Source organism: Mesobacillus sp. LC4, assembly GCF_053543455.1.
On the sequence record NZ_JBGCUB010000001.1, the window covers coordinates 381990 to 404399 of the forward strand.

Genomic DNA, 22410 nt, shown 5'->3' on the forward strand with positions numbered 1-22410 from the left:
TAGCTGTATTGTTACCTTTCCCGGAATTCTTGAGAGTTAAACATACTTTGAAAAATTAATTTTAATTGGTATCATATATTTATGTACTAGTTACTATTCAGCAGAGGAGAGATGTATCGATGAGTATGGATTTCAATTTTTTCATGAATGATGTAGTCCGCCAGGCCCGCCAGGAAATCGTGGCAGCAGGATATACAGAATTAACTTCCGGTGAGGAAGTAGAACAAGCTTTGGCTAAAGAAGGCACAACACTTGTAATGGTAAACTCAGTTTGCGGTTGCGCCGGAGGAATTGCTCGCCCTGCAGCAGCACATGCTGTTCATTTTGATAAGCGCCCTGACAACCTTGTAACAGTTTTCGCCGGCCAGGATAAGGAAGCGACAGAAAAGGCGCGCAGTTATTTCACTGGCTATCCGCCATCATCTCCATCTTTCGCTTTGCTTAAAGACGGCAAGCTTTGCACAATGGTCGAACGCCACGAAATCGAAGGCCATGACCCAATGCAGGTAGTGAACAAACTGCAAAACGCATTCGAAGAATATTGCGAAGAAGTATAATGACTGAAGAACCCCGCATTGCCGGGGTTCTTTTTTTGTGGTGAAAACTCTTGTTATTTATATTTAAAAATATTATTGCATATTTATTAATATGTGTTAAAATACATTTTAGTTAATAATTATTAGTAGTTATTCATTAATTTACAAGTTTAATAGCTAATATATTAATAAAGTTGTATAAAAATAACAGAATGGACATTATAGGGGGAAAACAACAGATGAAAAAAGCAATTTCAGTTTTTATGATGAGCATTTTATTAATGGGCATTCTCACTGCATGCGGGACAAGCACTGAGAAAACTTCAGGTGACGGCGGTAAGGAAAAGAAAGTCCTTACAATGGGGACTTCAGCTGACTATCCGCCATTTGAATACGTGGAAACAGCAACAAGCGATGAAATCATTGGTTTTGACGTAGACTTAGCCAATCTGATTGCAAGTGAATTAGGATACGAAGTAGAAATTAAGGATATGGACTTCAATGGCCTTATCGGAGCAATCCAGGCAGATCGCGTTGACTTTGTCATGGCAGGGATGACTCCAACTCCAGAACGTAAAGAGAACGTAGACTTCACAGATGTTTACTATACAGCACAGCATATGATCGTTTCTGCGAAGGACAGCAATATCAAATCAATTGAAGATTTAAAAGGTAAGACTGTAGGTGTCCAGCTTTCATCCATCCAGGAAGAAGAAGCTGAAAAAATTGCCGAAACAGTAGAGATCAAGATTGAGAAACGTACAAGAATCCCAGAATTGGTCCAGGAAATCAAAGCTGGACGCATCGATGCAGCGATTATTGAAGATACAGTGGCAAAAGGCTATTTCGACAATAATCCCGACCTTGAAGGATTCACGATTGAAGACGGAAGCGAAGAAGAAGCGGGTTCAGCAATCGCGTTCCCTAAAGGAAGCAAGCTTACCGAGGAATTCAACAGGGTCCTGAAAGAAAAAATGGAAAACGGTGAAGTAGATAAGTTGATCGTTAAATGGTTCGGCGGAGAAAAGTAAGAATCAAAACAGGCGTTCAGAATGCTATTGTTTTCTGGGCGCCTTTCTCCTTCATGAAATAGACAGAGAGGGCTGTTAGAATATGGATCTAGATTTTACCGCCATCCTTCCTTCGTTGCCATATATTCTGGAGGGAATTGGCGTCACTCTGAAAATAGTTTTGGTAGCAGGGCTTCTGGGCTTTGCGTTTGGTATTATTCTTGCAATCTTTAAAATCAGCAAATACAAAGCGCTCCATTGGTTCGCTGATGTTTATACATCCATCTTCCGCGGTACACCGCTCATTTTGCAATTGATGATTATTTACTATGGAGCTCCGCAGATCCTCGGCTTTGAAATTTCATCCTACACAGCTGCCGTCGCATCTTTTTCTTTAAACTCGGCAGCCTATATTTCTGAAATCATCCGTGCAGGAATCTTAGCAGTGGACAAAGGACAGAAAGAAGCAGCTATGGCTCTAGGTGTTCCTGGCAATCGAATGATGCGTGACATCATCCTTCCTCAAGCCCTGAAAAATATCCTTCCTGCGTTAATGAATGAGTTCATCACCCTGACAAAGGAATCGGCAATCGTAACGGTTATTGCAGTAAATGATATCATGCGCAGGGCTTATGTTGTTGGCGGAGAGCAGTATAGATTTTTCGAGCCGCTGATTTTTGCCGGCCTGATCTATTATCTCATGGTCATCTCCTTGACATTCATTGGCAAGCTGGTTGAAAGGAGAATGAGACAAAGTGATTAAAGTACAAAATCTTCATAAATCATTTGGCAAGCTGGAAGTATTAAAAGGAATTTCAACCACAATCGAAAACGGAGAAGTTGTTGCCATCGTCGGGCCTTCAGGTTCAGGAAAATCAACTTTCCTTCGCTGTCTTAATCTATTGGAGCAGCCGACAGGCGGCCAGATATTGATTGGGTCAGAGGATATTACCGACAAGAAAACGAACATTATGAAAGTCCGTGAAAATGTCGGGATGGTGTTCCAGCACTTCCATCTGTTCCCGCATATGACCGTGCTGCAAAACATTACGTATGCACCGATTAAGGTTAAAGGTGCAGGCAAGGCCGAAGCAGATAAACAAGGTTTGGAGCTTCTGAAAAAAGTAGGACTCTCCGAAAAGGCAAATGAATATCCAAACAGGCTGTCAGGAGGCCAAAAGCAGCGCGTAGCCATCGCACGGGCGCTCGCGATGAACCCGGAAGTCATGCTGTTCGATGAGCCTACTTCCGCATTGGACCCGGAAATGGTTAAAGAAGTACTTGAGGTAATGAAGTCGCTCGCCCATACCGGGATGACAATGGCGATCGTGACCCATGAAATGGGCTTTGCCCGTGAAGTTGCGGATCGAGTGCTCTTCCTTGATGGCGGGGTATTGGTCGAGGATGCACCTCCAGCAGAATTCTTCAGCAACCCGAAAAGCAGAAGGGCAAAAGAGTTTCTTGAAAAAATGCTATGATTCACTTCCATTGCTTTTATAAAGGATAACGAATCTGATAAACTAATGGATGACCATGTCTGGGATGTGGTCATCTTTTCATTTTTATTAATAAATATCGTGCATTGCCCGTTTTTTATTTCTGGAATGAATTTCGGTAAAAGAAAGCGCGCTGCAATGCCTGTTGTTCATTTTTGGAATGTTTTTTGGTAAAAGGAAAGGCTCTGCATTGCCCGTTTGTCTAATTTTAAATTGATTTAGGTAAAAGGAGCATTTCATAAAGGAAATCCGCTTTGGATGGTCTGGAAAGTTATTAGACCTTAAGTTTTTTGATGGGAGAATACATTGTGAAATTCAGAATTGGTTATCGTACGTTAAAAACAGCGCTTGGGACGGCGGTCGCCATCGTCATTGCCCAGTTTCTCGGTTTTGAAAATTATGTTTCTGCGGGCATCTTGACGATTCTTTGTATCCAAGTGACAAAGAAGCGATCGCTTCAGGCATCCTGGCATAGATTCCTGGCCTGTGTCATTGCTATGGCGTTCTCCGCTGTGTTCTTTGAGGGAATCATGTACCACCCTATTGTCATCGGAGTGTTGCTGCTCTTTTTCATTCCGACTGTCGTCATGTTCAGGGCAAAGGAAGGAGTCGTTTCCAGCAGTGTCATCATCATGCATATATACTCTGCTGGGAAGGTAACAACAGGTCTTTTACTTAATGAACTAGGAATCATCACGATCGGAATTGGTGTTGCGCTGATCATGAACTTGTACATGCCGAGTGTCGACAACAAGCTGGAGGCATACCAAAGAGACATCGAAGCACAATTCAAAAAGATATTCAGGGAGATTGCCCTCTATCTTAGAAAAAACGATTCAGATTGGGATGGAAGGGAATTGACAGAGACTGCAAGAATGATTGAAAAAGCAAAGAGTCTCGCAATCCAGGATGTCGAAAATCATTTCTTGAGGGACGAAAATTTGTATTATCAATACTTTAAAATCAGGGAAAAGCAATTTGAAATAATAGAGAGGGTACTGCCTTCCGTCACTTCGATTCCCCGGCATGTAGAGCAGGCCAATATGGTCGCTGGTTTTGTCGAGGAGCTCGCTAAAGGAATTCACCCGGGGAATACGGTTCTGTTTTATCTTGAAAAATTGTTGAGGATGAAAACGGAATTTGAGAATATGGAGCTTCCAAAAACACGGGAGGAATTCGAGGCAAGGGCGGCCCTGCTTCATTTTGTGAATGAGATGGAACAATTTCTCTTGCTGAAACGGTCCTTTAAAGGTTTGAAAACGAGCGAGGATAAAAAGGAAGCTGTCGTGACAAACTAACGGAAAAAGACCGCGGAGGAATCATCATGCCAGTGTTTATTTCTATGCTTCTAGCAGCTCTCGTCTTTTCACCTATTTGGCCTCTGGGACAAAATCCGCTTCCCGGGGACCCATTCGTGATTGTGAATAAAAAAACGAACGAGGTCGCTCTGATCAATGAAAATAGAGTGCAGACAGTTGTCAGTGCGGCTACTGGCAAATCCGAGGACCTGACTCCTGAAGGGCTTTTCACCGTCACTGTCAAAGCACCTGATCCCTACTATCGTAAAAAGGACATCCCGGGTGGAGACCCCAAGAACCCTCTCGGCAGCAGATGGATCGGATTTGACGCTGAAAATACAGATGGCCGGACATATGGAATCCATGGGACGAACGACCCCTCAAGCATCGGGAGAAGGGTATCACAGGGCTGTGTCCGCCTTCAAAATGAGGCAGTTGAATCATTGTACGAGTACATACCTTTAGGAACAAAGATTCTGATCACATCGACCTCTAAAGATTTTCTAGAATTAGGCAAGGAATATGGAGCAATCGACCAATAGAAAAGGGCTGTCACAGCGACAGCCCTTTTAATATTTATATTAATTATAGAAATGTTGATAATCCCATAAGAAGGGTTGAAGCAAGCATAGTAAAAAGCATGATGTATACTACGACCTTCCTGACATTGGTTTTACGCATTAAGGAATCCCCCTTCCAAAACTCAAGCATTCTTCCTCTACTATTTTACATCCCAGTGTTGATTTGGACAACCCTTTTAGCAAGGCTTGAATGCCAACCTTTGATAAAATTTATGATAGTGTAAAAGTAAAGTGATCTTAATAGCATGATAATCCTAATTGTTCTAATGAATGTATTGTTCATTAAAATAAGGAGGAATTATGACATTTTTGTCGAATATTAAAACAGTTAAATATATTTAAATAATATTTGGAGGGAATTACATGATTAAAAAGGTCGACCATATCGGCATTGCTGTCAAATCTATTGAGCATGCCCTCCCATTTTATACAGATGTGCTGAAGTTGCCATTACTTGGGATAGAGGATGTAGAAAGTGAGAAAGTCAAAGTAGCATTCCTGAAAGCAGGGGAAACAAAACTTGAACTCCTTGAACCTTTATCTGAGGAGAGTGCCATCGCAGGTTTTATAGAAAAGCGAGGGGAAGGAATTCACCATGTCGCACTTGGCGTAGATTCAATCCAGGAAAGAATCAATGATATGAAGGAAAATGGAATCAGGATGATTCAGGATGTTCCTAAGAAAGGTGCAGGGGGAGCGTTGGTCGCATTCATGCATCCAAAATCGACAGGAAGTGTTTTATACGAACTTTGCGAGAAGAACGGGGAGGCGGAATAGAAATGCCAGACATCTATGAAAAAATCAATGAATTATATGATAAACGCAGGGAAATCGAACTGGGTGGCGGTGACGAGCGAATCGAAAAGCAGCATGAAAAAGGCAAGCTGACTGCTCGTGAAAGAATCGATTTACTTGTCGATCCAGGCAGTTTTGTGGAGTTGAATCCATTCATCCAGCATAGGAGCACAGACTTTGGACTTGAGAACCAGAAGGGACCTGGGGATGGAGTTGTAACCGGTTACGGTAAGGTGAATGGCAGGCCGATTTATTTGTTTTCCCAGGATTTCACCGTGTTTGGAGGAGCCTTGGGTGAAATGCATGCAAAGAAAATCGCCAATGTAATGGATCTGGCAGCTAAAAATGGTGCTCCATTCGTGGGGTTGAATGACTCTGGGGGAGCGAGGATCCAGGAGGGTGTCGTTTCACTTGATGGATATGGGCATATTTTTTACCGCAATTCTATCTATTCGGGGGTCATCCCACAAATTTCCGTGATCATGGGTCCGTGTGCCGGTGGTGCGGTTTACTCTCCAGCCATTACTGATTTTGTTTTCATGGTCGAAAAAACGAGCCAGATGTTCATCACTGGTCCTAAAGTAATTGAAACGGTTACCGGTGAGAAAATTTCTGCGGAAGACCTCGGCGGTGCAATTGTACATAACACGATCAGTGGGAATGCTCATTTTCATGGGCAGTCAGAAGAAGAAACATTAGAGCAGGTAAGGCTGCTGTTAAGCTATCTGCCGCAAAGCTATGAAGAAAAGCCACCGAGACTGGAGGCAGATGCTGAAGATGACTACAGGCCGGATTTGACAGATGCCATTCCATTCGATGCGATAAGGCCGTATGACGTGCGTAAAGTGATTGAGCAGGTAGTCGATGCCGGCTCATTCCTTGAGATACAGAAGGATTTTGCCAAAAACATTGTCATTGGTCTGGCAAGAATTAAAGGCGAGGTCGTCGGTCTTGTCTGCAACCAGCCTAAGGTGATGGCAGGCGGACTTGATATCGACTCTTCCGATAAAGCATCCCGTTTCATCAGATTTTGTGATTCTTTCAATATTCCAATCATCACTTTTGAGGATGTAACAGGATTCTTCCCAGGTATCAAGCAGGAGCATGGCGGCATTATCCGTCATGGCGCGAAAATCCTTTATGCCTATTCAGAAGCAACTGTTCCGAAGCTTACCGTTATTTTACGAAAAGCATACGGGGGAGCATATGTTGCCCTGAACAGTAAATCCATCGGAGCGGATCTTGTGTTTGCATGGCCGAATGCTGAAATTGCCGTCATGGGGCCACAGGGAGCTGCCAATATTATTTTTGCGAAGGAAATTCAGAACAGCGATAATCCTGAGCAGACCAGGCAGCAGAAAATCGATGAGTACCGTGAAAAATTTGCGAATCCATATGTCGCAGCAAGTCAGGGAATGGTCGATGATGTCATCGATCCGCGGGAAACACGGATCAAATTAATTCAGTCTCTTGAAATGCTCCGGACAAAGAAGGAAGACAGACCAGGCAAAAAACACGGCAATATCCCACTGTAGGATTTTGTGTTTGGTATTGGGATTCAATTAGCGTTATACTCTAGAAGTATATACATAATTGGAGGTCGGCTAGGATGATAAATAACGAACGTTTATTGAATGAGTTTTTAGAGCTTGTCCAAATTGACTCTGAAACAAAGTATGAAACTGAAATCGCACGCGTCCTTAAGAAAAAATTCGAGGACCTCGGTGTTGAGGTCTTCGAGGACGATACAACTGCTCAAACTGGTCATGGTGCCGGAAACCTGATCTGTACTTTACAAGGTACAAAGGAAGGAGTAGATACAATCTACTTTACTTCCCATATGGATACGGTCATTCCTGCAAAAGGAGTTAAGCCATCGATTGAAGATGGTTATGTCGTGACAGATGGAACGACGATCCTTGGTGCGGATGACAAGACCGGCCTGGCTGTCATGCTTGAAACAGTGCGCGTCTTGAAGGAACAATCAATCCCGCATGGTACAATCCAGTTCATCATTACAGTTGGGGAAGAGTCCGGTTTAGTTGGTGCAAAGGCATTGGATTCTTCATTGGTAAAAGCCAAATATGGATATGCACTCGACAGCGATGGCAAGGTAGGAAACATTATTGTTGCTGCACCTACACAGGCAAAGGTAGCAGCTGTCATCCATGGAAAAACGGCTCATGCAGGCGTTGCTCCTGAAAAAGGTGTGTCCGCGATTACAATCGCTGCCAAGGCTGTTGCGAGAATGCCGCTTGGACGTATCGATGAAGAAACAACAGCAAATATCGGCCGTTTTCAGGGTGGAACACAGACGAATATCGTATGCGACCATGTAGAGATTCTTGCTGAAGCGCGTTCTTTGATTCCTGAAAAGATGGAAGCGCAAGTGGCAAAAATGAAAGAAGCGTTCGAATCAGCTGCTCAGGAAATGGGCGGCAAGGCAGATGTCGATGTCCAGGTCATGTACCCTGGCTTCAAATTCGGAGAAGGCGACCTGGTTGTTGAGCTTGCTAAAAAAGCAGCTGTAAAAATCGGCAGAAGCTCCGAATTGCTCCATAGCGGCGGCGGAAGCGACGCAAATGTCATTGCAGGTTTTGGTGTCCCAACCGTCAACCTTGCTGTAGGATATGAAGAAATCCACACAACGAATGAAAGAATGCCAATCGAAGAGCTCAACAAGCTTGCTGAAATGGTCATTGCATTGATTGAAGAAGTAGCAGCACAATAATACCTTAAGGACCTCCCAGTTGGGAGGTCCTTTTTAAACACGGAAAAACCATTGGGGAAGAATTGGAGTGTTAAGAATTCTGCAGACAATTTTGTGCGGCAGTTTAATAGACATTTCGGATGGAACACGAAGGCAAAATGTCCAGGAACCATGCTTTAATAGACATTTCGGATGGAGCAAGAAGTCAAAATGTCCAAGAACCATGCTTTAATAGACATTTTGGAGAGAGCAAGAAGTCAAAATGTCCAAGAACCATGTTTTAATAGACATTTCGGGTTGAAGAAGAAGGCAAAATGTCCATTAAACTTGCTCATTCTTCAATAATCCTAAAGATGGCCCTGAAGAATCCGATATAATACTTGGAATGGTCCACAGAATAACAATCTGAAATCATATGACGATTAACAGAGCAATAGATGGAAATTAAATTAAAGGAAGTGTACTCCAAATGGCTGATAGCAATAAGACGGTTGTATTCCAGGCAGGAAATGAAGAATACGCTTTTCCGATTCTTTATGTCGTTTCAATTGAAAAAATGGAAGGGATGACAGCGATTCCGCATATGCCTGATTATGTCACCGGAATCACAAAGGTAAGGGGAGATTTGATACCGGTCATTGATCTTGAAAAGGTCCTTTACCATCGGGATATTCAGGCGGATGACAAGACGAGACTGATCGTGCTGGAGACTTCGGATATCTCTTTGGGAGTCCTCGTCAGAGATGCAAAGGAAATCCTTGAAATTCCCGACGAAAACATGAAGCAGCCAGGACTTATCGCCTACCAAAACACAAAATTCATTACGGGAATCGCCAATTTGGATAAACGAATTATCATGATCATTGACCCGCAAACCCTGATCACTTCACTAGAAGGAATCAAAGAAATCAAAGACTATATGAAACAGCAAAAGCAGGAAATACATAATTAATGGCATCAACAAAACAAGCTGACCCCATCTAAACTGGGCCAGCTTGTTTTCTTTTATAGTTTGAAGCTGGAGAATGACTTTCTCAAGTCTTCGGCCATGTCAGACAGCTTGTTGGATGATTCCAACAGCTCTTGCATTGTAGCATTTTGTTCTTCGGTTGTTGCGGCTACCTGCTCCAGGAATAATGCGGATCTTGAGGAAGCAGTTATCACTTCATTGGCTGACTGCATCATTGATTCCATTTTTTCATTTGCATTCATGACGGCACTGCTAACAGTGTTTCCCTTCAAGCTGACCTCTTCAATCGATTGTGCTATTTCCGTGAAGATTTCTGCCACTTTTTCTACAAGTTCATTTCCTTTTTGTACGGTCGTTTGGCTTTCCTCCATGACGTTTACGGCCTGGTTCGTTTCTTTTCCTGTCTGTTCAAGAATGGTGCGGATGCTGTCTGCCGCCCCAGCTGATTGTTCGGCCAACTTGCGGACTTCCTGCGCCACGACACCAAAACCTTTCCCATGCTCTCCAGCTCTTGCTGCTTCGATTGCAGCATTTAGTGCAAGCAAATTGGTTTGATTGGAAATATCTGTGATGATTTCAATGATTCTATGAATTTCCAGGGAATTGTTTTTCAGTGAATGAATCACACTCGCTAATTCTGAAACTTTTCCATTAATCTGGTCCATCTGTTCTGTGACGCTAAATGCATATAGTTTGCCTTCCTCGATCTTATCCTTCGTGCTTGATGTTGTATGAAGTGTATCTTTTAGTGAACCAGTGACTTCAATTAATTGGGAAGAAACATCTTCAACCGCTTCATTTGTACGTTCTGAGATTTTCACTTGTTCGTCAGATGAAGAAGCCACCTGCATGATGGATGCTGTAATTTCATTATTGGCTTCAGTCGTTGCCTCCGCATTAAGTTTTAAGTTCCTGGACATATCATTTACCTGGTCCGATGATGCCAGTATACTGGTAATCGAACTTTTCAAGTTCCCTGATAATTGGTTCATGGCGATGATGATTTGCCCAACTTCATCCTTACTCTTCGCTTCCAATGCTTGGACATTCAATTCACCATTAGCGAGTCTCTTACAATAAGCGACCACATTTTTGAGGTTCTTGCTTATGTTGCGAGAGACAAAGTACATTGCTACTGAAGAGAGGATGAAGGCTATTATGATAAGAATGAACGTATTTCGGATCATCGAGGCAATCGTAGAATGAGTTTCCTTCATGATGCTGGTACGGTCATCAAGAATCGATTTCCTGAGTTCATTAAGCTTATCGATGTTCATATCGCGAATGGTTTCAGCCTTGTTGGCCAGACTGATTTGGGTGAAAATATCTACCTGTTCGCCGTTAGTCTTGAACTCTTCAACGGTCCTTAAAATTTCATCTTCCCAGATTTTGTCCATATGCTTATCTGTTTGGACAATTGCATTGAATAAGCTTTTGGCTTCCTCTGTTTTTACGTTGTTTTTTAACTTGTCAGCAGAGCTGTTAAATTGATCCGTTTCTTTTTTGTATAGTGTAAGAAGCTCTGGTTTTGGTTCGGTTATGTAGTCAGTGATAATGATATACTTCTGACGAAATGTCGCTCCCATTTCACTGATCATGATTGCATAATCACTTTTCTCCTCAGCAAGATTAATCGCTCCTTGAAGATTTGTTAAAACCGTTGATAAATAAATAAAGCTGCCCAGAAATATGACCATTATAAATGCGAAAACGCTTGCATACTTTCTGCCAATTGACCAATGCTGCATAAAAATTCCCCCATCTTTTCTTTATCCTCATGGTTATTTATCGGTTTCGGTAAAAGAATATTAAACGTTTTGAGGCTTTTCTTCACATAATGTTCAAAACTGTACCCTGATCTAAATTCAATCCCGATATAAGTAATCAATGAGCTTTTTTGATACACTAGAAGGGAACGTATATTTGGGAAGTGGGATCATGAAAGAAATGTATCCAAAAAACGGCAAAGTCATTTTGCATGTTGATATGAATAGCTTCTATGCCTCAGTAGAAATGGCTTACGATTCTGAATTGAAGGGAAAGCCACTGGCTATTGCCGGCAATCCTGAAGAAAGACGCGGAATCATTGTCACGTGCAGTTATGAAGCGAGAAAGGTCGGCGTCAAGACAACAATGCCTTTATGGGAAGCAAAAAAGCTTTGCCCAGAATTAATCATAATGAAACCGAACTTTGATAGATACCGTACAGCATCTGCGGCAATGTTCGATATTTTGCGCCAGTATACAGAAGCTGTAGAACCTGTTTCCATTGATGAAGGGTATATGGATATAACGGATTGCTCTGAACTGGGCGCCCCTCTTGAAATCGCAGAAAGCATCCAAAAGAGAATTTATGAGCAACTTGACTTGCCTTGCAGCATCGGGGTTGCACCAAACAAATTCCTGGCGAAAACGGCTTCCGATATGAAGAAACCAATGGGAATCACTGTTCTAAGAAAGCGTGACATCCCGCGGATTCTCTGGCCGCTCGAGGTCGGGGAAATGCATGGAGTAGGAACAAAAACAGCGGACAAACTAAAAAGTATTGGAATCAATACAATAGGCGGGTTGGCAGCTGCAAATGAAATCCAGCTGAAAGGACTGCTGGGCATAAATGGATTACGATTGAAAGAAAGAGCAAATGGACAGGACAACCGCCGGGTGGATCCCGATTCTGTCTACGATTTCAAGAGTATCGGCAACTCGACAACGCTGCCCCGTGATATTTCAAATCAGCATGAGCTCCTGAAAGTTCTTGATGTCCTTTCAGGGCAAGTAGCGGCAAGGATGAAAAGGAAGGAAGCTGTCGCCACTAGCCTTAGCGTGATGATCCGCTTCAAGGACAGGAAGACGATCACCAGGAGCCAAAAGCTGCAGAACCCCGTATCGAAGCAGGACGAAATAGCCGCGGCTGCGAAAACGCTTTTCCTGAAGCATTGGAATGGAGATCCTATCAGGCTGCTGGGAATCACGGGAACGGACTTGCTTGAAGCAGACAAAGCAGTCAAGCAGCTTGACCTTTTTTCTTATGAGCAGGATGCCAAAAAGGAGCCGCTGATCAATACGATGAGCCAGTTGCGTGAGAAATACGGCAAGAGCATCATTGAAAGTGCGGGTTCTCAGGTGAACAAGCCCAGAACCAGCGAGAATCCGGGGGCTGGGACGAGCTTCAATAAGGATTTCCTCCAGGGGCGTAAAAAAGATAAGAAAGATTTTTAATGACGTTTAGCATAACCGGGTTACGTCAAAATAAAAAGGGACAAACCAGATTGTTTGCACCAGTTTGTTTTCATTGTTAAATTAGTGTGTATGTCTAAAAAACTATTTTAAAATGAAGGGAAGTTATCATATGTCAAAACAGCAAATCGGAGTCATTGGCCTTGCTGTCATGGGAAAAAACCTTGCCATGAATATCGAAAGCAGAGGCTATTCTGTTTCAGTATATAACCGGTCCAGGGAAAAGACGGATGAAATGCTTGAGGAAACGAAAGGCAAGAAGGTCGTCGGAACTTATTCTATCGAGGAATTTGTTCAATCTCTTGAAAAACCAAGAAAGATCCTTCTGATGGTGAAAGCTGGAGCAGCAACGGACGCGACGATCGAGCAATTAAAACCTCATCTGGAAAAGGGAGATATCATCATTGACGGCGGCAATACATATTTTGCTGATACTCAGCGTCGAAACCAGGAATTGAGCGAGCTTGGACTTCACTTCATCGGCACTGGTGTATCTGGCGGTGAGGAAGGGGCACTTCACGGACCTTCCATCATGCCTGGCGGACAAAAAGAAGCGTATGACCTCGTGGCCCCAATCTTCCAGGATATCGCTGCTAAGGTTTATGGAGAAGCTTGCACCACTTACATTGGCCCTGATGGAGCAGGACATTATGTGAAAATGGTACACAACGGAATTGAATACGGAGATATGCAGCTGATTTCTGAATCCTATTTTATGTTAAAGCATGTACTTGGATTGAATGCTGACGAGCTGCATGAAGTATTTGCAGAATGGAATAAAGGTGAGCTTGATAGCTATCTGATTGAAATTACGGCTGATATTTTTACAAAGAAGGATGATGAAACCGGCGAACCACTTGTTGATATGATTCTTGATACCGCTGGCCAGAAAGGCACTGGAAAATGGACGAGCCAAAGTGCGCTTGACTTAGGGGTGCCGCTGCCAATCATCACTGAATCTGTTTTCGCTCGCTTCATTTCAGCAATGAAACAAGAGCGTGTCGAAGCAAGCAAAGTCCTCTCTGGCCCTGAAGCAAGATTATTTGATGGCGATCGCGATGCATTCATTGAATCCATTCGAAAGGCACTTTATTTGAGCAAAATTTGTTCTTATGCTCAGGGATTTGCGCAAATGAGAGCGGCGTCTGAAGAGTATGGCTGGGATTTGAATTACGGCGACATTGCGATGATCTTCCGTGGAGGCTGCATTATCAGAGCTCAGTTCCTTCAAAAAATCAAAGAAGCATACGATCGGGATCCAGCTCTTAAAAACCTGCTGCTCGATCCATACTTCAAGGAAATCGCAGAAAGCTACCAGCAATCATTGCGAGAAATTATTTCGGCAGCCGTCATGAACGGCATACCGGTGCCTAGCTTCTCCGCAGCACTTTCTTATTTTGACAGCTACCGTACTGAAACACTGCCTGCCAATCTGATCCAGGCACAGCGCGATTATTTTGGTGCCCACACGTATCAGCGCATTGACAAAGAAGGAATCTTCCACACTGAGTGGATGGAATAACAAAGAGGCACAGCGAATTCAATGTTCGCTGTGTTTTTTATATTATAAAAAAGTTAATTCAGCTGCAGGGAGGGTTTTTAAAAGGGCCAGTCGAAACCTTTATTGGATGGTATTATGATTGGAGGGATTCAGTATGGCAGAAGATTATCCAGTTTTACAGGGGGCAGAACCGTTTTATTTTGAAGGGAATTCTGTAGGCATATTGGTTTCGCATGGTTTTACCGGATCCACACAGAGTATGCGGCCGCTGGGAGAGGCATTTGCTGCTGCAGGATATACTGTTTGCGGACCACGATTGAAAGGTCACGGTACACATTATGAGGACATGGAACAAACAACCTATCAGGATTGGATCGCATCGGTAGAAGAAGGATTTAAATGGTTAAAAGCACGATGCGATAAGGTTTATGTAACTGGGCTGTCAATGGGAGGAACATTGACTCTATACATGGCTGAGAATTATCCTGAAATCAGGGGAATTGTCTTGATCAATGCGGCCATTGACATTCCCGCAATGGAGCCGGTCCTCCAGCTGGAAGGAACAAGATTTCTGGATGCTATTGGTTCAGATATCAAGAAACCGGGAATTACCGAGCTTGCTTACGAAAAAACTCCTGTTCAATCCATTAAAGAAATATTGCCTTTTATGAAAGCCGTAAAACAAGACCTATCCAAGGTTTCTTGTCCAGCTTTAATCCTTGTTTCGGACGAAGACCATGTTGTCCCGCCTGATAATTCACAAAAGATTCATGAGGAGATCAGCTCTGAATTAAAAGAAATCATTTACTTGAAAGATAGCTTTCATGTGGCTACTCTCGATAATGACCAAAAAAAAATCATTGATAATACGCTCGCATTCATCAAAAAAACACTAGGTTAAGAGGTGAATGTATCATTGCTTGCGGAGTGATCCGCAAGCTTTTTTGATCCAGTTCTACAGAAGATAAACCAATCATGACTCTGAATAAGAGGATCTTTTCTCGCCTTTTAGCCAGCTCCGCATGCAGAGCCAGGTGATTAAACTCAAAATCACCAATAAACTTTCCAAAGAAAAAATATACCATGGATAAGGGCCGAGTAAATCCAAGAAACTTGGGCTTTTCGGTTTATGACGTAAAAACCAGTAATTTCCGTCAGCTGTCGTATTAATGAACAGGATGACTGGCAGCAACATATTGATAAAGAGCACAACTTTTATGACCGATCTGAAGGTAGGGTAATAACCTTTAGCCCAAAGAAAATAAAGAGTCACCCATACAATCATCATATGAGCATAGAAAAAGTGGAAAAATCGGAAGTGAGGAAAATCATAGGTTAATGCGGGTGTTATTATGGCTTGTGTTGCCCCTAATAAAGCAATGAAAAATAACAGTTCAAAAAGTATTTTTTTCCTGGTCAGTAATAAACCAATCGCGAGCAAGAGCCCAATATTGCATAATTCCAGAGGCATTGACCGTCCTAATTTCCAGACAGCATGCTTGTACATCCAAAGGTGGTTGGTGATCTCTATCAATATTAATGACAGGGCTGTACCCAGTTCTGCTTTTCTCCACCGCTCAAGACTTAATTTCTTTCGGTGAATGAAAATGAGAGAGCAAACCAAAAAAAAGATCGTTAGGGTCACATAATGACTCAAAGAAAACATATCAAAGTTAAAAGCTTTATTGCTATGACCAAACCACTCCATGCTTACACCTCTAGTCTGAAATAGAACAAACATAAGTTATCCTTTTTCGGTCATTTTTATGTAGGCTCATACCAATAAACTTGCTGTTGACGCAAACAAGGAATATTCATTTCAGAAGAGGAAAAAGTGAAACCAAAATATATTCAATGCGTAATAGTACTATAGCTTAAAACAGGGAGATGAATTTCATGCAAGGTAATGGCTGTATTAAATGTGGAAGCAGGGATGCAGGGCAGAAAGATGTGGCAATGACGGGGACGGGCTTGTCCAAGATGTTTGATATCCAAAACAACCAGTTCACCGTTGTCTATTGCAAGAATTGCGGATACTCGGAGTTCTACAATAAGAATGCATCTGCTGGATCCAATATTCTTGATTTCTTTTTTGGAGGCTGATGATCGTCTCACTTCAGCTAAGGAAACACCAAAAATCCCGCCTGTAATATGGGCGGGATTTTTGGTGTATAGACTTAAACTTTATTGCTTTCTCAACCAATTATAAAAACAAATCTATATTCAGCAGTTCCCTCGAAAAGAGTCCTTTTTAACAATTTTCCACGTCGATTTCAGTGATTGGCCACCAGAAGAATCCATCTTTCTCAAGCAGCTTGTCTGCTGCGTCAGGACCCATTGAACCGGATGCGTAGTTCGGGAATGACGCTTCCTTCGTGTTTTCCCAGACCTCTGAAATATTATCAACGAAACTCCAGGATAATGCGACTTCATCCCAATGTGTAAAGTTAGTTGCATCACCGCGCAATGAATCAAACAGCAGCTTTTCGTAAGCTTCAGGTGTGTTCAGACCGTCAATGCCTTTATTGGCATAATTCAGTTTTACAGGGGTCGCATCTGTGCCCTGGCCGGATTTCTTGGCATTCAGATGGAGCGTGATTCCTTCTTCAGGCTGGATATGGATCACAAGTAAATTTGGGTTGACCGTCTTTTCAGGCTGATAGTACAGATCCATTGGGATATCCTTGAATTGAATCACGATTTTCGTTGACTTGGCCTTCATTCTTTTTCCAGTACGGATATAGAATGGCACTCCAGCCCAGCGGAAGTTATCAATCATCAACTTTCCTGCTACGTATGTTTCTGTATTGGATTCAGGATCGACCATTTCCTCGTTGCGGTAAGCGGGTACGTCTTTTTCATTCATGACGCCTTTGTCATACTGTCCGCGAACAAAGTATTCATTGACTTCACCGTCTTTTATTGGGCGGAGGGCACGGAATACTCTAACTTTTTCCGAACGAATTTCATCAGTTGTCAACTTGATCGGCGGCTCCATCGCAAGCAAAGAAACCATTTGCAGCATATGGTTCTGGACCATATCCCTTAGTGCACCGCTTTTCTCGTAATATCTTCCGCGTTCTTCGACTCCAAGAGTTTCACTTGATGTAACCTGGATATTTGAAATGTAGCGGTTATTCCAGAGTGGTTCGAACATCGCATTCGCAAAACGGATAACTTCGATATTTTGGACCATTTCTTTTCCAAGGTAGTGGTCGATCCGGTAGATTTCATCCTCGGTAAAAGCGGTTCGGATTTGTTTGTTCAACACTTTGGCTGACTCAAGGTCATGTCCGAACGGCTTTTCAATGACTAGGCGTTTGAACCCGGAAACATCGGTAAGCTTGTCCTTCTTTAAATGCTCAGCAATTGTTCCAAAGAATTCTGGTGCCATTGCCAGGTAAAAAATTCTATTGCCGTTAAGTCCATAGTGGCTGTCCAATTCTTCCGAAAGCTTTCCTAGGGCAAGATAAGAACTAGAGTCAGTTACATCATGTGAATGGTAATAAAACTTGGAGACAAACTCGTCGATATCCGCATTTGTCTTTGTGTCCCCATTTTCCTTGACGGATTCTTTTACCTTAAGCTGGAATTCCTCGTTAGAAAGTGCTCGGCGGGCAACGCCTACGACCGCGAATTTGTCCAGTTTTCCTTTTTTAAACAAATTATAGAGGGAAGGAAACAATTTACGGTTTGCCAGGTCTCCCGTAGCCCCGAAGATCATGATTAAAGCTGTTGGTTTTTCGGTATGTGCCACAATATAGAACCTCTCTTTTATGTGAATTTAAATGTATGTAGAAAAAAACACTTTACAAATACAAAATTTTATCTGTTTCAAGCACAATTAGCAACTGTTTGAACTGTATTTAGTTTTCTTCCAATTGCCTGGAACTATCCCATTGTGGTTAAATCCGTCGTTTAGTTTAGATGTATTCAGGGGGTTGTGATATATTGAAAGAAAAATGAACCTGCCTGTAAGGATTTCAGGTGTTTGTACGAGAGGGTGTTAGCAATATGGATGTATTTTTTCTTGGAACAGGTGCGGGTGTTCCTGCCAAGCTGAGGAATGTAACCTCAATCGCCTTGAAATTGCTGGAAGAACGGGGAGCTGTCTGGTTATTTGACTGTGGAGAAGCAACTCAGCATCAAATTTTACATACCAGCATTAAGCCTCGCAGGATTGAGAAAATTTTCATCACCCACCTCCATGGAGACCATATTTATGGTTTGCCGGGACTTTTGTCCAGCCGTTCCTTCCAGGGAGGGGAGTCGAGGGTTACCGTATATGGACCTCCCGGGATTAAAGAGTATATCGAGGTGTCTTTGAAAATTAGTAAATCCTATTTGAAATATCCAATTGAAATCATCGAGCTGGAAGAAGGCGTCATTTTTGAAGATGAACAGTTCATAGTGGAAGCAAAACTGCTGGAGCATGGAATTCCTTCCTATGGGTATAGAGTAAAAGAAAAAGACCGTCCAGGGACTCTCCTTGCTGACAAGCTACAGGCAGCAGGGGTTAAACCAGGTCCGGACTACAGGAAAATCAAGAATGGTGAAGAAATCATACTGGATGATGGAAGTGTCATCAACCCTGCGGATTTCGTCGGCCCGCCGCAAAAAGGCAGAGTTGTCACGATTCTGGGTGATACAAGAGTATGTGAAAATGCTGGATTGCTTGCGCAAAATGCAGACCTTCTCGTCCACGAAGCAACCTTTTCAGCAGATGAAGGCACACTTGCTTATGAATACTTTCATTCGACCACTCTGCAGGCTGCAGAATCAGCATTGAATGCCAATGTGAAAAAGCTTTGCCTGACTCATATTAGCTCGAGGTATGACCGGAATGACTGGAAGGAGCTTGAAGCGGAAGCCCGGACAGTGTTTGCCAATACTGTAGTATCGGAAGATTTTATGGAAATCTCCGTCTCTTATGACCATGACTGAGTGAAGGGGTGTAATGATTGAAAACAATCTATCTTGTACGACATGCAAGTGCAGCTGGACAGCCTGTTGACTCTCCCCTGACTGAACAGGGAAGGAAACAGGCGCTGGCGCTCGTTGACTTTTTCAAGCAAAAAGAAATAGATATCATCTATTCAAGTCCTTTTAAAAGAGCGGTCGATACAATCAGGCCACTTTCTGATTCAAGAGGAATAAGAGTTCAAGAAGATGACAGACTCGGAGAAAGAGTGCTCAGCACGGTCAATTTTGAGGACTGGCGGGATAAATTAAGACAAAGTTTTGAAGACTTCGAGCTTGTATTCGAAGGTGGGGAATCCCATTCAACAGCGATGAATCGAGCGAAATCCTTGATTGAGGATTTATTATGTTCAGATGATGACCATATTCTACTGGTCAGCCATGGCAACATGACCACATTGCTCATGAGGTACTTCAATGAGAGCTTCGGATACGACTGCCTGTTGGAAATGACGAATCCAGATGTTTTCGAACTGGTCGTTTCTAGTGAAGAAACAATGCTTAATCGAATTTGGGATGATAGAATTTGAGTTATTGTTTGGCTCGTCGTTTTTCGGCCAGGTATGAGAAATCCATAAGCGGAGAATTTTCGGCTATTGTATAGAGAGACCGCTTTTGAAGCAGAACTAGGCGGAGACATTCCGGTTAACTGATATAAATAAGATGAATTCCAACGATTTTGATTAAGTAAACGGAAAAATGCCCTTTATTTTATGAAAATATGGGGCTTTTCCATTATAAACGGATTTTCTCCGTTTATTTTTCTTATACGGTGAAAGCCACCTTCAGTTTTTACAGCGCCTAGAGTTTAAGATCGGAACCCAGAGGGAATTGGAAAGTGATGGGACTATTTCCATCAAGCCAACAACATGAGAACTGGGGGAATTGATATGGAGTTTTTGCTATTATTCGGTCTTCATCTTTTTATCATGGGTTCGCTGGTCCTTTTGCTCAGCGGGATCATCACTTTTCTTTTTCCAAGGTTAAATTTTCTCATCACCATATCATTATTCGGAATAGTTGGTTTTCTGTATGCCTACATTTTTGAAGTAATGGACCTTGCGATATTTGCTGTGTTTTTCAATATGATTCTCGCCTTGACCGCAGTAGGCCTCGTCAAATTGGGATTTTACTTCAAAAAGGTTGCCGACAGGCAGGGTGAGAAAATAGCCTAACCTTTAAAACCAGGAGATTTCCTGGTTTTTTTATTTTATTTGACAATCAAACACTCATTTGAATAAGATATAATCAAAAGATCATTTGAATGATACCTGACAGACATCCTGTACCTTCAACAAGTGTCACTCTGAATAGTCTGAGGCTTTTGAGAGTGAAAGATAAATAGTTGTTTCATACTATGATTCTGGGTGGAGAGGATAACATGAACAATTCGTGGAATAAGCTAATTTACAAGGGCTGGGCCCCAATTTATGATCAGTTTTTCAATGCTGGTCCATTTTCAAAAGCAAGAGACAGCCTGTTTAAAGAGATTCATTTCCGTCCGGGAGACAGAGTACTGTTCGTAGGGGTTGGCACTGGGGCAGACATCGAGAGATTACCATATGACCAATTGGAGATTACGGCAATCGATTACTCTGAGGATATGCTGCAGAAAGCAAAAGATAAATTCAGGGATACTTCGATCACCTTTTTAAAAATGGATGCCCAACAGCTTGAATTTGCCGATGCATCATTCGATTATGTGATCGGTAGCTTGATTTTATCAGTAGTGCCCGACAGCAAAAAGGCGTTTCGCGAAATGGTCAGAGTTTGCCGCAGGGAAGGTCTAGTGGTAGTTTTCGATAAATTTGCAGAACCCGGCAAAGCACTATCTATTGGCAAAAAAACACTCAGACATGTGATTAAGCTGCTCGGTACGGACATCGGCGTGTCATTCGATGACATCAGCTCAACAGAAAGAGCCAGAGTAAAGCTGATTGCAGATGAAGGAGTTATGTTCGGTAATATGTACCGGAGGATTTTACTGGAAAAAGTCTGTTAAAATGAAGGATTCCATAGAAAAGAGGCTGTTTGAAGACAGCCTCTTTTCTATGGATGTATAAAGTTGTCTCGCTTTAAGGCCATGACGGACAAACTCAGGAAATACACAGGGAAGTGTCCATCATCAAGGTGACACGGAAGAAATCCATGAAACTGGTTTTAAGCAAAAAAAGGCTATCCAAAGTAATACTCTGGAAAAGCCTCTTAAGAATAAATAATTTTTATAGATTAAAATATCCATCCTCGCTCATATTGTTTAGGTGGTTCAATGCTTGTGCCAAGCTCTTTGGCTGCTGTTCTTGGCCAGTATGGGTCACGCAGTAATTCGCGTGCGATGAATATCAGATCGGCGCGTTCATTCTGGAGGATTTCTTCAGCCTGGATCCCTGTGGTGATCAAACCGACCGCGCCGGTAGCCACATTGGCTTCATGCTTGATTTTTTCTGCGAATTTAACCTGGTAGCCTGGATAGGCATGAATTCTTGCAGGTACAACGGCACCTGAGCTGACATCAATCAGGTCAACTCCCAGTTCCTTTAGTGACGCACCAATTGTTACATAATCATCGACAGTCAAGCCTTCGTCATGATAATCACTTGCGGAAACCCGGACAAGAAGTGGCCCATCCCAAACCGTTTTTACTTCTTCAAGTATTTCCTGAAGGAAGCGGAAGCGGTTTTCGGCAGTGCCGCCGTATTCATCTTCTCGTTTATTCGTAAGCGGGGAGAGGAACTGGTTGATCAAATAACCATGTGCAGCGTGAATTTCGATGACTTCGAAACCAGCGCGCTTTGATCTCTCGGCAGCCAGTCTGAACGCCTCGATGGTTTCCTTGATTTCCTCAACCGTCATCGCCTTCGGTTCTTTATACTTCTCGTCAAAGGCTAGGGCAGAAGGGGCGATGATTTCATCACGTAATGCTGCTTTTCGGCCGGCATGTGCCAGCTGGATGCCAGCCGCGGCACCGCTCTGCTTGATTTGTTCCGTCAATTTTGTCAGGCCGGACACATGTTCATCGCTCCAGATACCCAGGTCCTGATGCGATATCCGGCCCTGAGGAGTGACTGCAGTTGCTTCGAGAATGACCAGGCCAACCTGGCCGACGGCGCGGCTTACATAGTGTGTCATATGAAAGTCAGTGACGATTCCGTCTTCTTTTTCACATGAGTACATACACATCGGAGCCATGACAATCCTGTTTTTTAAGGTTAAATTTTTAATTTTATATGGGGAAAACAATTTCTTTTCCAATCCAGAAGCCTCCTTTTATTTCGGTATACAAAATATATTTTAAG

23 protein-coding genes are annotated in these 22410 nt (G+C 42.7%); 18 read left to right on the forward strand and 5 right to left on the reverse strand.

Features of this window, described 5'->3' with window-relative positions; all coding sequences use genetic code 11:
* Positions 1 to 119 precede the first annotated feature (119 nt).
* The 6 genes from AB5I83_RS01890 (at position 120) to AB5I83_RS01915 (ending at position 4882) form a co-directional block, all read left to right on the forward strand.
* On the forward strand, positions 120 to 557 hold the full coding sequence (locus AB5I83_RS01890) for a BrxA/BrxB family bacilliredoxin (protein ID WP_448972406.1): 438 nt from the start codon (positions 120 to 122) through the stop codon (positions 555 to 557).
* 218 nt (positions 558 to 775) lie between these two features.
* Complete coding sequence (locus AB5I83_RS01895) at positions 776 to 1567, forward strand: transporter substrate-binding domain-containing protein (protein ID WP_448972408.1); 792 nt, start codon at positions 776 to 778, stop codon at positions 1565 to 1567.
* Between the two features lie 82 nt (positions 1568 to 1649).
* Positions 1650 to 2309, forward strand: coding sequence for an amino acid ABC transporter permease (locus AB5I83_RS01900; RefSeq protein WP_226642440.1), 660 nt, complete (start codon positions 1650 to 1652; stop codon positions 2307 to 2309).
* Positions 2302 to 3024, forward strand: coding sequence for an amino acid ABC transporter ATP-binding protein (locus AB5I83_RS01905; RefSeq protein ID WP_448972410.1), 723 nt, complete (start codon positions 2302 to 2304; stop codon positions 3022 to 3024). Before AB5I83_RS01900 ends, AB5I83_RS01905 begins: the two co-directional genes overlap by 8 nt.
* A 311-nt stretch (positions 3025 to 3335) precedes the next feature.
* Positions 3336 to 4340, forward strand: a complete 1005-nt coding sequence (locus AB5I83_RS01910; protein ID WP_448972412.1) for an aromatic acid exporter family protein — start codon at positions 3336 to 3338, stop codon at positions 4338 to 4340.
* A gap of 26 nt (positions 4341 to 4366) precedes the next feature.
* Positions 4367 to 4882, forward strand: a complete 516-nt coding sequence (locus AB5I83_RS01915) for a L,D-transpeptidase (RefSeq protein WP_448972414.1) — start codon at positions 4367 to 4369, stop codon at positions 4880 to 4882.
* Between the two features lie 43 nt (positions 4883 to 4925).
* Here AB5I83_RS01915 and prli42 read toward each other — a convergent pair whose 3' ends face one another.
* The gene (gene prli42, locus AB5I83_RS01920) at positions 4926 to 5021 is read right to left on the reverse strand and encodes a stressosome-associated protein Prli42 (RefSeq protein ID WP_167831477.1); all 96 of its coding nucleotides are present in this window, start codon (positions 5019 to 5021) and stop codon (positions 4926 to 4928) included.
* Positions 5022 to 5284: 263 nt separating this feature from the next.
* Here prli42 and mce point away from each other — a divergent pair, with 263 nt between their 5' ends.
* The 4 genes from mce to AB5I83_RS01940 all read left to right on the forward strand — a co-directional run bounded on the left by mce (position 5285) and on the right by AB5I83_RS01940 (position 9378).
* Positions 5285 to 5698, forward strand: coding sequence for a methylmalonyl-CoA epimerase (gene mce / locus AB5I83_RS01925; protein WP_448972416.1), 414 nt, complete (start codon positions 5285 to 5287; stop codon positions 5696 to 5698).
* Positions 5699 to 5700: 2 nt separating this feature from the next.
* Complete coding sequence (locus tag AB5I83_RS01930; RefSeq protein WP_167831475.1) at positions 5701 to 7251, forward strand: acyl-CoA carboxylase subunit beta; 1551 nt, start codon at positions 5701 to 5703, stop codon at positions 7249 to 7251.
* Positions 7252 to 7325: 74 nt separating this feature from the next.
* Positions 7326 to 8447 carry a tripeptidase T gene (locus AB5I83_RS01935; protein ID WP_448972418.1) on the forward strand — a complete coding sequence of 374 codons (1122 nt, stop codon included), beginning with the start codon at positions 7326 to 7328 and terminating at the stop codon, positions 8445 to 8447.
* Between the two features lie 448 nt (positions 8448 to 8895).
* Positions 8896 to 9378, forward strand: coding sequence for a chemotaxis protein CheW (locus AB5I83_RS01940; RefSeq protein WP_448972420.1), 483 nt, complete (start codon positions 8896 to 8898; stop codon positions 9376 to 9378).
* Between the two features lie 53 nt (positions 9379 to 9431).
* On the opposite strand, the gene AB5I83_RS01945 is transcribed toward AB5I83_RS01940, so the two are convergent.
* Positions 9432 to 11144, reverse strand: a complete 1713-nt coding sequence (locus tag AB5I83_RS01945; RefSeq protein WP_448972422.1) for a methyl-accepting chemotaxis protein — start codon at positions 11142 to 11144, stop codon at positions 9432 to 9434.
* Positions 11145 to 11334: 190 nt separating this feature from the next.
* Between AB5I83_RS01945 and AB5I83_RS01950 the strand changes: the two genes are divergently transcribed.
* From AB5I83_RS01950 to AB5I83_RS01960, 3 genes are all read left to right on the forward strand, one after another.
* Positions 11335 to 12615, forward strand: a complete 1281-nt coding sequence (locus AB5I83_RS01950) for a DNA polymerase IV (protein WP_448972424.1) — start codon at positions 11335 to 11337, stop codon at positions 12613 to 12615.
* Between the two features lie 130 nt (positions 12616 to 12745).
* Positions 12746 to 14155 (forward strand): NADP-dependent phosphogluconate dehydrogenase, encoded by a 1410-nt coding sequence (gene gndA, locus AB5I83_RS01955; protein ID WP_448972426.1) that lies wholly within the window; start codon positions 12746 to 12748, stop codon positions 14153 to 14155.
* A gap of 133 nt (positions 14156 to 14288) precedes the next feature.
* Positions 14289 to 15035, forward strand: coding sequence for an alpha/beta hydrolase (locus AB5I83_RS01960; RefSeq protein WP_448972428.1), 747 nt, complete (start codon positions 14289 to 14291; stop codon positions 15033 to 15035).
* A 72-nt stretch (positions 15036 to 15107) separates the two neighbouring features.
* On the opposite strand, the gene AB5I83_RS01965 is transcribed toward AB5I83_RS01960, so the two are convergent.
* A complete protein-coding gene (locus tag AB5I83_RS01965; protein ID WP_448972430.1) occupies positions 15108 to 15842 on the reverse strand; it encodes a YwaF family protein in 735 nt (244 codons plus the stop codon).
* A gap of 188 nt (positions 15843 to 16030) precedes the next feature.
* Here AB5I83_RS01965 and AB5I83_RS01970 point away from each other — a divergent pair, with 188 nt between their 5' ends.
* Positions 16031 to 16237 (forward strand): zinc ribbon domain-containing protein, encoded by a 207-nt coding sequence (locus tag AB5I83_RS01970; protein WP_167831468.1) that lies wholly within the window; start codon positions 16031 to 16033, stop codon positions 16235 to 16237.
* A gap of 148 nt (positions 16238 to 16385) precedes the next feature.
* On the opposite strand, the gene zwf is transcribed toward AB5I83_RS01970, so the two are convergent.
* A complete protein-coding gene (gene zwf, locus AB5I83_RS01975) occupies positions 16386 to 17891 on the reverse strand; it encodes a glucose-6-phosphate dehydrogenase (RefSeq protein WP_448972432.1) in 1506 nt (501 codons plus the stop codon).
* 257 nt (positions 17892 to 18148) lie between these two features.
* Here zwf and rnz point away from each other — a divergent pair, with 257 nt between their 5' ends.
* From rnz to AB5I83_RS01995, 4 genes are all read left to right on the forward strand, one after another.
* Positions 18149 to 19078: a ribonuclease Z gene (gene rnz / locus AB5I83_RS01980; protein WP_448972434.1), complete on the forward strand. Its 930-nt coding sequence runs from the start codon at positions 18149 to 18151 to the stop codon at positions 19076 to 19078.
* Positions 19079 to 19095: 17 nt separating this feature from the next.
* Entirely contained in the window at positions 19096 to 19644 is a 549-nt protein-coding gene (locus tag AB5I83_RS01985; RefSeq protein ID WP_448972436.1) for a histidine phosphatase family protein, read from the forward strand.
* 360 nt (positions 19645 to 20004) lie between these two features.
* On the forward strand, positions 20005 to 20289 hold the full coding sequence (locus AB5I83_RS01990; protein ID WP_448972438.1) for a hypothetical protein: 285 nt from the start codon (positions 20005 to 20007) through the stop codon (positions 20287 to 20289).
* 206 nt (positions 20290 to 20495) lie between these two features.
* The gene (locus AB5I83_RS01995) at positions 20496 to 21116 is read left to right on the forward strand and encodes a class I SAM-dependent methyltransferase (protein ID WP_448972440.1); all 621 of its coding nucleotides are present in this window, start codon (positions 20496 to 20498) and stop codon (positions 21114 to 21116) included.
* Between the two features lie 227 nt (positions 21117 to 21343).
* Here the strand turns inward: AB5I83_RS01995 and namA are convergent, their stop codons facing one another.
* Positions 21344 to 22366 carry an NADPH dehydrogenase NamA gene (gene namA / locus AB5I83_RS02000; protein WP_448972442.1) on the reverse strand — a complete coding sequence of 341 codons (1023 nt, stop codon included), beginning with the start codon at positions 22364 to 22366 and terminating at the stop codon, positions 21344 to 21346.
* Positions 22367 to 22410: the final 44 nt, after the last annotated feature.